Source organism: Bradyrhizobium sp. 17 (genome assembly GCF_023073515.1).
Lineage (GTDB): Bacteria > Pseudomonadota > Alphaproteobacteria > Rhizobiales > Xanthobacteraceae > Bradyrhizobium > Bradyrhizobium canariense_D.
Map to the genome: position 1 here is coordinate 519,315 of NZ_JADPJQ010000130.1, position 12,385 is coordinate 531,699.

Consider the following 12,385-nt stretch of genomic DNA (forward strand, 5'->3'; position numbering starts at 1 on the left):
GGGGCCGCCTTCGATTGGCGGCTCCGTAACGTCAGCTCATCCGCCCCGCGGGCTCACCAATCCGGATCCCCATAGTAGGGATCGACCATATAGGGCGGGGGCATCCAGGGCCCTCGCGACGGCCGGGGTCGCCGAGGTGCGGCCGCTTGCACGTGCGGCCGTGCGGGCGCAGCGGTCTCGTTGGTGATCACGCTACGCGCGGCGGGTTTCGCGGACGCAGGTGCGGATGACGATGCGGATGACGTCGTCAGCTCCTTTTGCAGCGCCTGGACCTGTGCGGCAAGGCGCGCATTGGCCGCCGCATCCTTCTCCTGCGCCGCCTTGAGCTGCTGAATGGTGTCGGCCTGCTCGCGCAGCGTCTGCTCGTTGCGGCTTTTCAGTTGCTCGGGCTTTCCGTTGATGTTCGCAAGCTCGCTGGTGATGGTCTTGAGCGATTGCGCGAGATCGGACGACGAGGGGTCGGGCGTCGTGGCGCCCGTTGTTGGAGCGTCGGGTCTTGAAGCAGCTGGTCTTGAAGCGTCAAACCCTGCATTGCTCTCCGTGTCCTTGCCGGCCGGCGGCGCGGGCACCGTGCCGGGCTCATCCGCGGCAGCCAGTTGCACCGCCGGCGGTTGCGCCGGAGTTTCAACCGCGGACGCTTGGCGAGGCTCAGTCCCGGCCGGCGGAGCCCATCGCGCCATGATCGATTTGGTCATAGACCTGGCCCGATCGCTGTATTGCGAAGCGAAGGCGGCGCCGAGAATGCCGATCGCCAGCACGAGGCCGACCAAAGCGCGCAGCATGGGCCGATCTCCCCTCAGGCCTTGACTGCGAACCCTGCTATCCGGCGCCGGCGCCGTGCTCTTGAGAGTCTTGGCCTCGGGAGCCTTGTCCTTGGGAGTCTCGACAGCCTCCGCACCGGCGCTTGCTCGCGAGGCCGCTGGGATTTCGCTGCCGCGTTCCATTCCGGAAACCAGCCGGTCCAGCCGCGCAAGGTCTTGCTCCGCGCTCTTGATCCGATCGTAGGCCCGCGCCAGCCCGCCATCGGCGCGCCCCTCGTCCGGCTTGGGGGCGTCTGGCTTGTGGTCGTCAGGTTTGGGGTCGTTCGTCTCGGGCACCGATGCGCTCTCGCTTCCGTCGGGCGTCAATGGAAGTGTGGCAGTCCGATCGGAACGATAGGTTTCGCCGCTGTCCAACACAACGCGCGTGCGAAGGAGAAATTATGGCGAGGCCTCGGGGTGGGGCGGTCGCGGGGTATGCAACGGGCGCCCTTGATCTGGATCAAGCCTACAGCGCCCGACCGTCGCCACCGTGCAGACATTCATCGGAAGGAACACATGGTTCAGACAAGAGCGATCGTCCTTGGTGCCTTCGCGGCCCTGCTGCTGGCCGTGCCGGCCAAGGCCCAGGTGCTGGTCGACGTTTCCAAGATCAGCTGCGACCAGTACATCACCCAGCGCATCACCCACATGCAGACCGTGAACGTCTGGCTCGCCGGGTTCTACGCCGGCCGCCGCAACAATCCCGTCGTGGATACGCAAGCGCTGAACAAGAACGGCAACAAGCTCTCGCGCTTCTGCGAGTCGCATCGCGAGATGCCGCTGCTGGAGGCGGTCGAGGCCGATACGAAGTAGGGGCGGGGCCGCCCAGCCTCGGAGTGCGGCAGTCCTATCGCCGGAAGGAGAGGTTGCGCCGCTGTCCCCCCAACGCGCGTGCGAACGAGAAATTATCGCGGGCACGGGGGTGGGGCGTGGCATTGCCGAACCGGCATGCGTCGCGAGCGTCAGGTACATGACCGAAAGCGGTGTGGCTCCCGCTGATGCCCTATGTAGGTAAAGCGTGACACTTTCGCTGTCTCGTTATGAACCCGGCCGCCAGATCGCAAGGGCCCGCATTGCTCTAAATCAACAAACCCGCTCATTAGCGAATTGCGCTGACGCACCGTCCCAATCCAGGAAGGAGAGTGGACATGTCGCGCCGAACCATCGTTTCACTTACCGCATCCGCAATCATTGGCATCGCCTGCATCGTGACTGTTTCGACTGACGCCTTCGCCTATCGAAGAGGCGTCGGGGTTGGTCGGGTTGGTGTTCATCACGGCGGTGTCTATCGCGGTGGCGTCTATCGTGGTGCAGCCGTGCGCCGCGGAGTTGCCGTGGGCGTCGGAGCTGCTGCGGTTGGTGCGGCAGCTTACGGGGCTTACGGAGCCTACGGCGGCTATCGCCGCTGCGGCTACGAACCTTACCCGCCTTGCTACTAGCCGGTCTTTGCGCAGCGGCCAGAGCACCGTCGGTCGGCTGTGCGCGGAGCACCTCTCTCCGAGTGGGGAGAGGTGATCCGAGTTCCGGGCCCGCACACACGCGATCCGAGCTGTGCTCGCTTCACCGTGCGTATTGGCGCGTCTGTTGCTCGACAGGTCGACTTCTAGCGAGGCGCACGTGCCATCTTCGCCGGCCGCGACCAGGAGAGGTTGAACGCCGATAAATCTATCCATGCGTGCAATTGGGCAATCGGGAAAAAGCGGCAAAACTGCGGCTGTCAAGGATACATCAGAGTAGAACGGAGCTTATCCCCGTAATAAACCCGATGCTGTTAAGGGTTCGGGGTGCGTATGGGAGATCAATAATGGCAAATGTCGAACAATTGCGCAGGCGGGACGGAGTAAACTTGGTCCAGCTCGAGGAGGACATTGCATCGATACGCTCGGGAAGCTCTCTTGCTTCCATTGCTCTGCCTGATTACGTCGAGCACACCGCGGGCGTGACGCGCGTCGGCGCGCTCAGTGCAGAGGCGGTCGTTCGGGACTATGAGTCCGCTGCAAAAGAGATCGAGGCCATGGGCACCGAGTTGATCGACGCCGCGCAAAAATGCGAGGCGCTGACTGCCCAGGTCCATGATGCGATCGCCTTCATGCGAGAAACGGCGGCGGAGTATCGTGAAGAGGGTCGGAAGATCTTCAAGCGCATCGAAGAATGCGCGCTGTTCACCGAAGACGTCCGCAAGACATGCGAACAGGTCAAGCGCAGGATGGTCGACGTCTCGCTAGGCTCATCGTCCAACGAGGAGTTCGCACCGCAACAGCCCGAGTTAAGCGGGATCGCCGCCAAGGTGTCGATGAGCGAGATACGGTGAGGCGGGCGTAGATAGCGCGTAGGCTGGGTTGAGCTCTAGGTCGTAGGATGGGTTGAGCCCTTACGAAACCCTTCATCTCTCGCCGATCGAGCGGTGATGGGTATCGCTTCGCTCCACCCATCCTACGAGCTGGAGCCAACAATCAATAGCGACCGCCGTGGCCCTTTTGCTGCGTGATCCAGTCCGACAATGTTTTCGGTGTCGATTTCGCAGTCCGGCCCGGTGATGCCTTCGGATTGTCGCGAACGCCTTTCGTCGGACGGGTGCGCGGCGCTTCCGTTCCGTTGACGCCCTTCCGGCCAGCGATCGATGCCTCCGCGGCTTCCTTCTCCAGGCGCAACTGTTTCAATCGCGCCATCTTGAGGCGCTCTGCCTCGACTTCGGGCCGTTCGGCAAGCTGCGGCTTGTGTTGAGCGACCTCCGCCGGGACGATGACACCGATAATGGTTGTCTCGCCGAGCGCCTTGCAGGCTTCGAGCCGATGCAGTCCCTCGACCAGAACGAGGCGGTCTCCGTCGAGCCGGACGGAAATGGGTTCCTGTTGTCCGATGTCCAGCATACTTTCAGCGATCTCCCCGACGATCTCGGGCTTGATGGCTTTCTTCTGCTTCGTGGGAACGAAGATCTTCTCGATCGGGAAGCTTTCCGGTTTGGGCATAATCTGACTCCGCTTCTACCGGGCCCGCCGGAACCGATGCCGGTGAGGACGAGAGTTTAGGAGGGAAGGGCTCGACCGCAAAGGCAATTCGGCGGCAGGGTGTTGATGAGCTCGTAGGATGGGTTGAGCCCTTACGAAACCCATCCCTTCTGTCGATCTGGCGGCGATGGGTATCGCTTCGCTCCACCCATCCTACGGGCTGCACTCCAGCCATCCTGCGAGCTACAGTTAGCGGTTCAATTGATCCAGGTGGACACGCTTGCCGACGCGGGCCTCAAAGGCGTCGACAATATGCTCCCATCGGTTAGAGCGCATCAGGCTCGAAGGATTATACGCCATGGCGCGACCAACGAACGGCATGTCGTCGTCCTGGTAAATATAGAAGTCTAGCCCTTCGTAATTGCCGATCATGCATAGCTTCTGAGGATTCACGTCGCCCAAAGCGATGTTCCACTCGACGTAGCTATCCTTCGATTGGTGGTGCATCCACTGCAATATCTTGAATGGATTGACTGGAACCACGACATCAGCCAACGCCATTAATTCACTGGAAGTCTCGGCCGGATAGCAGTGCAAATGCACTGCTACAGGGGTGTCCCGCAATGCTTCAAAAAGTGGAAAGAAGTCTAGGTCCTTCGTCATGATGTGGGCTTCGGACATGTGGCCAGACGTTGCATGTTTGAAAACGTCGATTGCGAGTAAGATGTCGACGCCTTTTTGACGCAGCGTCTTGTTTTGTCCCCGCGTCAGCCCCTCTCGAACGTGCATAAAAGGCGTGCGATTAACCAGCTCGAATTGTTCTCGCTTGCGTTTCACTCGTCGTTCGTATTCCTCGCCAGATTCATTGTCCTTTTGGGCGGGCAAAGCATCGTAGTAAAAGGTTCTTTGATGCCCGCCAGCGATTGCCCGGTAATCGATTTGTTACGACTGAGGTCGATCGCGAAATATTCGGATGTCTTCCGCACCATTGCGTCGATAAAGCCACCATCAACAAATGCATATTTTGTCACGGCTGCTGTATCCCTCGATCTGCCGCCTCCGCGGGCTCCAAGTGTCCCAAAGCTCATTTCAACCAGGTTCAGAAGTAGTTATCGATAGAAAACCATAAGTTGCAAGGCGACAATGAAAAAAGGGCGGCCTTCTGGCCGCCCTTCGTAGATGTCGAGGCAAATCCGGGCTCAGCAATCCTAGCTGTCTAGCCCCTCACGAACACCCCGTCGTGCTTCCACACGTATCGCACTTCATACAAGTACCATTCCGCACCAGCGTGAAGTTGCCGCACTCGCTGCACATCTCGCCCTCATAGCCCTTGGCTTTGGCTTCCGCGCGGCGCTCGGCCTTGCTGGGCACCGCGACTTGCGCGCTGCCGGCCTTGCTCCACTGCAGGGCTTCGAGCTTCTCGGTGGGCGAGAGGTCGTGGGTCACTTCCTGCTTCAGCGCGACCGCGCCTTCCAGGACGTCGCCGGCACGGCCTGCGCCGTGGGAGGCGAGCGAGGTGACCTTGCTTCCGCCGGCCGGTGCGCTGTCGTTGCCTTGGGCGACCGCGGTCGAGCCGCCGCGCATCACCACGAGGTTGTCGGTGCGGGAGCGGGTGAGGCCGCGCGACACCAGCTTGGAGGCGCGCTGGCCGTGATCATCAGGCTCCTTGCCCTCCTCGACGCCCTTGCCGAGCACGTCGAACCCGGTCTCGCTGGGATCGACATGGGCGAGGTCGAAGCGGCTGAGATAGCTCACCGCCAGCTCGCGGAAGACGTAGTCGAGGATCGAGGTCGCGTATTTGATGCTGTCGTTGCCCTGCACCGGGCCCGCCGGCTCGAAGCGGGTGAAGGTGAAGGCATCGACATATTCGTCGAGCGGCACGCCGTACTGGAGGCCCAGCGACACTGCGATCGCGAAGTTGTTGATGAAGGAGCGGAGTGCCGCGCCTTCCTTGTGCATGTCGATGAAGATCTCGCCGATGCGGCCGTCGTCATACTCGCCGGTGCGCAAATAGACCTTGTGGCCGCCGACGACCGCCTTCTGGGTGTAGCCCTTGCGGCGATCCGGCATCTTCTCGCGCTCGCGCATCACGATGATGCGCTCGACCAGCTTCTCGACGATCTTTTCCGAGACCTGGGCGGTGCGTGCCGCCATCGGCTTGTCGTAGAGGCTCTCGACCGCATCGTCCTCGTCCTCATCGTCGGCGATGAGCTGCGAGTTGAGCGGCTGGCTGAGCTTGGAGCCGTCGCGATAGAGCGCGTTGGCCTTGAGCGCCAGCTTCCACGACAGCATGTAGGCGGACTTGCAGTCCTCTACCGTCGCGTCGTTCGGCATGTTGATGGTCTTGGAGATCGCACCCGAGATGAAGGGCTGCGCCGCCGACATCATGCGGATGTGGCTCTCGACCGAGAGATAGCGCTTGCCGACCTTGCCGCAAGGGTTGGCGCAGTCGAACACCGGATAGTGCTCGGCCTTGAGGTGCGGAGCACCTTCCACCGTCATCGCGCCGCAGATGTGGACGTTGGCCGCCTCGATCTCGCGTTTGGTGAAGCCGACGGCCTGGAGCAGGTCGAAGCCGGGGGCCGCGATCGCCTCGGCACCAATGCCGAGCTGGTCGCGGATGAAGTCTTCGCCAAAGGTCCATTTGTTGAAGGCGAACTTGATGTCGAAGGCGGTCGGCAGCGCCTTCTCGACCTTGGCGATGGCCTCATCCGTGAAGCCCTTGGCCTTCAGCGTCGAGGCGTTGATGCCGGGCGCGTTGGAGAGCGAGCCGTGGCCGACGGCATAGGCCTCGATCTCCGCGATCTCGCTCTCGCGATAACCGAGCGCACGCAACGCGGCGGGGACCGCGCGGTTGATGATCTTGAAGTAGCCGCCGCCGGCCAGCTTCTTGAACTTCACCAGCGCGAAGTCGGGCTCGATACCGGTGGTGTCGCAATCCATGACGAGGCCGATCGTGCCGGTCGGCGCGATCACCGTGGTCTGGGCGTTGCGATAGCCGTGCTTCTCGCCGAGCTCGAGCGCCGCATCCCAGGCGGCTTGCGCATGGGTGACGAGGTCTCCTTGCGGGCACGACACCAGGTCCATCGGCACCGGGTTGACGCTGAGCCCCTCGTAGCCGTTGGACTGGCCATGGGCGGCGCGGCGGTGGTTGCGGATCACGCGCAGCATGTGCGCGGCGTTCTTCTTGTAGCCGGGAAAGGTGCCGAGCTCGGCCGCCATCTCGGCCGAGGTCTTGTAGGTGATGCCGGTCATGATCGCGGTCAGCGCGCCGGCGATGGCGCGGCCTTCCTTGCTGTCATAGGACAGGCCCATGGTCATCAAGAGGCCGCCGATATTGGCGTAGCCGAGGCCGAGCGTGCGGAACTCGTAGGAGAGCTCGGCGATCGACTTCGACGGGAACTGCGCCATCATCACCGAGATTTCGAGCACGATGGTCCAGAGCCGGCAGAGATGCTCGTAGCCTTCGACGTCGAAACGCTTGGAGGGGATGTCGTAGAACGTCAGCAGATTGGCGGAGGCGAGGTTGCACGCCGTGTCGTCCAGGAACATGTATTCCGAGCACGGATTGGAGGCGCGGATGTCGCCGGACGCCTTGCAGGTGTGCCAGTCATTCATGGTGGTGTTGAAGTGCAGGCCCGGGTCGGCCGACGCCCAGGCGGCGTAGCCGATTTTTTCCCAGAGGTCGCGCGCCTTCAGGGTCTTGGTGATCTTCTTGGTGGTGCGTCCGACGAGATTCCAGTCGCCGTCGGTCTCGACCGCGCGCAGGAAGTCGTCCTTCAGCGACACCGAATTGTTGGAGTTCTGCCCCGAAACCGTGAGATAGGCTTCCGAATCCCAGTCGGTGTCATAGACGTCGAACTGGATGTCCTTGTAGCCCTGTTTTGCAAATTGGATGACCCGCTTGATGTAGTTGTCGGGTACGAGGCTGCGGCGCGCCAGCTTGATCTCGCGGCGCAGCGCCGGGTTCTTCTCGGGATCGAAGCAATCGTCGCCCGAGCCTTCGCAATTGACGCAGGCCTTGAGCACCGCCTTGAGGTGCTTCTGGTTGATCTTGGATCCGGTGACGAGAGCGGCGACCTTCTGCTCCTCCTTCACCTTCCAGTCGATATAGGTCTCGATGTCGGGGTGGTCGACGTCGACGACGACCATCTTGGCGGCGCGGCGCGTGGTGCCGCCCGACTTGATCGCGCCCGCGGCGCGGTCGCCGATCTTGAGGAAGCTCATCAGGCCGGACGAGCGGCCGCCGCCGGAAAGGCGTTCGCCTTCGCCGCGCAGGCGCGAGAAGTTGGAGCCGGTGCCGGAGCCGTATTTGAACAGGCGGGCTTCGCGGACCCAGAGGTCCATGATGCCGCCCTCGTTGACGAGGTCGTCACCGACGCCCTGGATGAAGCAGGCGTGCGGCTGCGGATGCTCGTAGGAGGATTTCGACCGGGTCAGCTTGCCGGTGAAGGGGTCGACGTAATAATGGCCCTGGCCGGGACCGTCGATGCCGTAGGCCCAGTGCAGACCGGTGTTGAACCATTGCGGCGAGTTCGGCGCGACCATCTGCATGGTCAGCATGTAGCGGAGCTCGTCGTAGAAGGTCTGGGCGTCCTCGTCGGAGGAGAAGTACTTGCCCTTCCAGCCCCAATAGGTCCAGCAGCCGGCGAGACGGTCGAACACCTGCTTGGCCGAGAGCTCGCTGACATAGCGCTCTTTCTCGGGCAGGAGGGCGAGCGCCTCGGTGTCGGGCACGGAGCGCCACAGGAAGGAGGGGACGGACTCTTCCTCGACCTTCTTCAGGCGCGCGGCAACGCCGGCCTTGCGGAAGTACTTCTGGGCGAGGACGTCGGAGGCGACCTGCGACCACGCGGTCGGCACCTCGACATTGTCGAGCTTGAACACGACCGAGCCGTCGGGATTCCTGATCTCCGACGTGGTCAGCCGGAAATCGATGCCGGCGTAAGGTGACTGTCCCGAAGTGGTGTGGCGCCGCTCAATCCGCATGGTCTTGCCCCGTCCTATCTTTGACCGGACCGCCTCCGTTCAGGCGTGCCGGGTCATCATTTCATTTCGCGGTGCTCGAGGCCGCCTGGCCCTTGGCATCGCAGCTCAGCCGGTAGACCCGGCCCGTTTTCTCCCGACGCGATTGCTCGATGCGCGCACCGATCATCCGCCGGCACGTCCAGGCCCATCCGCCCCAAAGGGATGAGCCCGACATGCGTTCAACGCCCCACAACGTCACGTCTTCAACCATTGCCATCCGGGCCTGTTTCCAGCCCGTTCAGGCGCCCGAAAAGTCCGCTCTCGCCGGGCAGACAAGCCCGTATCCCGCTGCCCTTGTCTGGCTTGGCGGAGTGCTGTTTTGCAGACCCTTTGGGGGAGTGCCGGCGGGACGCAAACACACTCGCGCCGAACGGATCGAAAACTAGGACTCTCCGTTACGCCCGTCAAGAACTAGTGCGAGTTCCTGAATCAAATACTAAATATGGTGGATTGTGGGGGATAACAGGGGGCAAGGCCGCGCCTGTTGTTGAGCCAAGTATCAGTGAGTCCTCAGGGATTCCCAACCGAAAAAATTTGCATCTTGGGGGGCCGCTGAGGCTTCACCCCGCTGTTCACAGGGCAGGTATATTTTTGAATCGCGGGCTTGCCTCGGGGGGACTCACGTAGGGCTACGGAAGGTGAGGGCAGGCATGCCCGCCGGGGTGGTGGTGGGAGGCGCGAATCCGCGCCAAGCTGCCCTCGATTTTGCCGGACTACCCACATGCTTGATTCGACCCGCCGGGATGCGCGAGCGCGCATCGCCCCGGCCGGCCTGATATTCCTCGCCATCACCTCGGTGGGCTGGGGTTTCAATTGGCCGGTGACGAAATTCCTGCTCTCCGAGCTGCCGCCGCTGACCTTGCGCGGGGCGACGGGCGTGCTCGGCGCGGTGCTGCTGGCGGCGCTGGCGCTGATCCGCGCCGACAGCCTCAGCGTCCCGCGCGAGATCTGGCCGCGCCTCGTGACCGCCGCGATCCTCAACGTCACCGGCTGGATGGTGCTGATGGGTCTGGCACTGCTGTGGCTGCCGGCGAGCGAAGCGGCGCTGATCGCCTACACCATGCCGGTCTGGGCCTCGCTGATCGCCTGGCCGGTGCTCGGCGAGCGGCCGACCTTGTTGCGCACCATCGCGCTGGTGATGGCCTTTGCCGGCCTTGCCTCGATCATGGGCGGCAACGGCTTTGCCGCCACCGCGGACAAGCTGCCGGGCATCATCATGGCGCTGTGCGGCGCGCTCGGCTTCGCTCTCGGCACGGTGTTTTCGAAGAAGTACCCGATCCGACTGCCGCCGATCACGGCCGCGGCCTGGCAGATCGGGATCGGCTGCCTGCCCATCACGATCATCGGCTTCGCCATCGAGACCACGCATCTGGAGCTGGTGACGCCGGTCGGCTGGTGGCTCCTGGTCTATTCGACCGTGGTGCAGTTCTGCATCGCCTATGTCAGCTGGTTCGCTGCCCTTGCGCGCCTGCCGGCCTCCGTCGCCGCGATCGGCACCATGGCGGTGCCTGTCATCGGCGTCGTGGCGTCCGCGATCGCGCTCCACGAGCCGCTGGGGGCAGGGCAGATCGCGGCGCTGGTGTTCACGCTGGCGGCCGTGGTGCTGGCGACGCGGTAGGGCGCATATTCATGAGCGGCTGGCCGCCTGGACTTCCGGTTCATCGTCAACATCGGCCGGAGAGCGGAAGGTCTCCGAGCTCGCAGATGCGCCAAGAGCCGACCTGCCTTGCGGGGATTGTCTCTACCCAAATCGGTTGGCGAACTCTACGACCGCTGCTGCAACATCTTTACGCTTGGCGTCCGTGCGTGTGAATCCCAGCGGTCCCGTGAACCTGATAACCACCTTTTCAGGATTGGATTTCGGCCGAGCATCGGTCGTCCAAGATAGCTCTCCGGCCCGGACCTTGACAACATCGCGACTGGTGCACGCGGACTCGATCGATGAGAATATCTGCTTTGCTTCATCGACCGAAAGCTTCATCGATTGACACTCACCAGCGCCGACCGACACAAGGGTCAAACCAGACCGTTCGACGCGGAAGTACAGCCCATTGGTCAGCGTGACTTTTTCCTCAGGTCCCAACTCGGCGCTAATACGGGCCAGCGCTTGAGACCCAACTCGCGACAGGAGCCGTCCAACACCTCAAAAAAGACTTTGATCTTTCGGTGATCATTCATGGGTCGGGCGCCATCGTACGTGGTCCGATGGGGGGACCAAAGCACCTCGCCATTGGCAAACAGTACAACATCCGCTTCGGGTCAGCATACGAAGAACTCAACTGAGCAAATCTGGTCCGCCATGCTTCGGGGAGCGACCTCCTGGAGGGCTGCCGCCATCTGCAAACCTTCTCAGAAATACTACGTCTTTTCTTTCTACCCCGGGAGCGAGGTTTCGGAGAGCGTTCGTAGCGAGATATATCTCAAGCCCGACCAGAAGCGGTATTCCCGCGCCCCAAATGTAGATCAGGCCACGCATTGTTGCCTCCGTCAGGATAATTTTGAGCCGCTGCTTCGGGCAGTCTTCCAGGCCAAGGAAGCGGCCACGACAAACGACACGAAACAGAACGCGATCACCCCCAAAGCGCGGACATCGCGGCGCGGCTCGTTGAGCCACACGAGAGCCGCCAGGCAAAGGAGCGCCGGGACCGCGCAGGCTTGTGTTGCGATATACCGACGCCTCAGCGCCAACGGCGCGCGGTCCCCCCAGATAAACGCCTCAACCTGAAACTTGCGAGAAATTGCGTCCGTCCGGGGGAGGCACGACCTATCTAGCTCTGCCACGATGGATTGAAATCCCCATCCGGCAATGCCCAGCAGTGAAAGTCCAAAAAAGAGTAAGAACAGCGACACTTCACGTGTCTAGCAGCTTCAACACAACCGCGCGAGACCAGTTAGTCCGCAATGGGTCCAACAGCGGACCAACGTTGGGATGCCCGACCTCAGGCGAATACTCTGCGGCGGTGGCGAATGCTGGAGGGCGAGCGCCCATAGAGTTCGCGAAAGACGGCGTTGAACCGGCGCACGCTGCCAAAGCCAGCTCGGTAGGCGATCTGGGCCAGTGGTTCAGTCGTCTCGTCAAGTAGGCGCTTCGCCCTCTGTACACGCCTGGTCTTCGCGACCTGTTGGGGGCTGGCCCCGACGTACCGTTCGAACAGACGCGCAAGGTGGCGCGAGCTTACCCCGAGCCGATCGGCCAGTGCGGCAACCGAAGCGTCATCCAAGGCGCCACCATCGATCAATTTCAAGGCCCGCGCGACTGTCGAACGCGTGCCATTCCAGGCAGCACAGAAGGGCGCGGTCTCCGGACGGCAACGCAGGCAAGGTCGGTACCCCGCGGCCTCGGCGGCCGCTGCAGTTTGATAGTAGGTCACGTTACGGGTCAACGGCTGCTTCACCGGGCAAACCGGGCGGCAGTAGATTCCCGTGGTCTTCACTGCCGTGTAGAAACGGCCGTCATAGCGGGGATCGCGCTGCAAGCGCGCGGTGTTGCATACCTCAAAACTGAGCATGACTCATTTTACCGCAGGCCGCAGCCAGAAGAATAGCCCTGAGATGATCAGGTCCGATTCCGGCCAGCGATATCGGTGCGCCCTTCTTATAGAGAAGGTC

General features: G+C 62.4%; 11 protein-coding genes. 4 read left to right on the forward strand and 7 right to left on the reverse strand.

The genetic code is table 11. The features are described from left to right. Positions 1 to 53: 53 nt before the first annotated feature. Entirely contained in the window at positions 54 to 1,097 is a 1,044-nt protein-coding gene (locus IVB13_RS38805; RefSeq protein ID WP_247492631.1) for a hypothetical protein, read from the reverse strand. A 219-nt stretch (positions 1,098 to 1,316) separates the two neighbouring features. On the opposite strand from IVB13_RS38805, the gene IVB13_RS38810 reads away from it, so the two are divergent. The 3 genes from IVB13_RS38810 (at position 1,317) to IVB13_RS38820 (ending at position 3,111) form a co-directional block, all read left to right on the forward strand. Next, complete coding sequence (locus IVB13_RS38810) at positions 1,317 to 1,613, forward strand: HdeA/HdeB family chaperone (protein ID WP_240543383.1); 297 nt, start codon at positions 1,317 to 1,319, stop codon at positions 1,611 to 1,613. Positions 1,614 to 1,948: 335 nt separating this feature from the next. Then, entirely contained in the window at positions 1,949 to 2,239 is a 291-nt protein-coding gene (locus IVB13_RS38815; RefSeq protein WP_085353546.1) for a hypothetical protein, read from the forward strand. Between the two features lie 365 nt (positions 2,240 to 2,604). Next, complete coding sequence (locus IVB13_RS38820) at positions 2,605 to 3,111, forward strand: hypothetical protein (RefSeq protein ID WP_026232748.1); 507 nt, start codon at positions 2,605 to 2,607, stop codon at positions 3,109 to 3,111. Positions 3,112 to 3,253: 142 nt separating this feature from the next. Here the strand turns inward: IVB13_RS38820 and IVB13_RS38825 are convergent, their stop codons facing one another. The 5 genes from IVB13_RS38825 to IVB13_RS38845 all read right to left on the reverse strand — a co-directional run bounded on the left by IVB13_RS38825 (position 3,254) and on the right by IVB13_RS38845 (position 8,987). After that, positions 3,254 to 3,769 carry a ParB N-terminal domain-containing protein gene (locus IVB13_RS38825; protein ID WP_247368609.1) on the reverse strand — a complete coding sequence of 172 codons (516 nt, stop codon included), beginning with the start codon at positions 3,767 to 3,769 and terminating at the stop codon, positions 3,254 to 3,256. Positions 3,770 to 3,997: 228 nt separating this feature from the next. Continuing rightward, positions 3,998 to 4,585: an NYN domain-containing protein gene (locus tag IVB13_RS38830; protein WP_346731687.1), complete on the reverse strand. Its 588-nt coding sequence runs from the start codon at positions 4,583 to 4,585 to the stop codon at positions 3,998 to 4,000. Then, positions 4,582 to 4,779 (reverse strand): hypothetical protein, encoded by a 198-nt coding sequence (locus tag IVB13_RS38835; RefSeq protein WP_247492633.1) that lies wholly within the window; start codon positions 4,777 to 4,779, stop codon positions 4,582 to 4,584. The genes IVB13_RS38830 and IVB13_RS38835 overlap by 4 nt, the downstream gene beginning before the upstream one ends. 193 nt (positions 4,780 to 4,972) lie before the next feature. Next, a complete protein-coding gene (locus IVB13_RS38840; protein WP_247370997.1) occupies positions 4,973 to 8,737 on the reverse strand; it encodes a vitamin B12-dependent ribonucleotide reductase in 3,765 nt (1,254 codons plus the stop codon). Between the two features lie 61 nt (positions 8,738 to 8,798). After that, positions 8,799 to 8,987, reverse strand: a complete 189-nt coding sequence (locus IVB13_RS38845; RefSeq protein ID WP_247413139.1) for a hypothetical protein — start codon at positions 8,985 to 8,987, stop codon at positions 8,799 to 8,801. 510 nt (positions 8,988 to 9,497) lie between these two features. On the opposite strand from IVB13_RS38845, the gene IVB13_RS38850 reads away from it, so the two are divergent. Next, positions 9,498 to 10,394 carry a DMT family transporter gene (locus tag IVB13_RS38850; protein ID WP_247371003.1) on the forward strand — a complete coding sequence of 299 codons (897 nt, stop codon included), beginning with the start codon at positions 9,498 to 9,500 and terminating at the stop codon, positions 10,392 to 10,394. Between the two features lie 1,321 nt (positions 10,395 to 11,715). Here the strand turns inward: IVB13_RS38850 and IVB13_RS38855 are convergent. Next, positions 11,716 to 12,285: an Ada metal-binding domain-containing protein gene (locus IVB13_RS38855; protein ID WP_085353539.1), complete on the reverse strand. Its 570-nt coding sequence runs from the start codon at positions 12,283 to 12,285 to the stop codon at positions 11,716 to 11,718. Between the last annotated feature and the right edge of the window lie 100 nt (positions 12,286 to 12,385).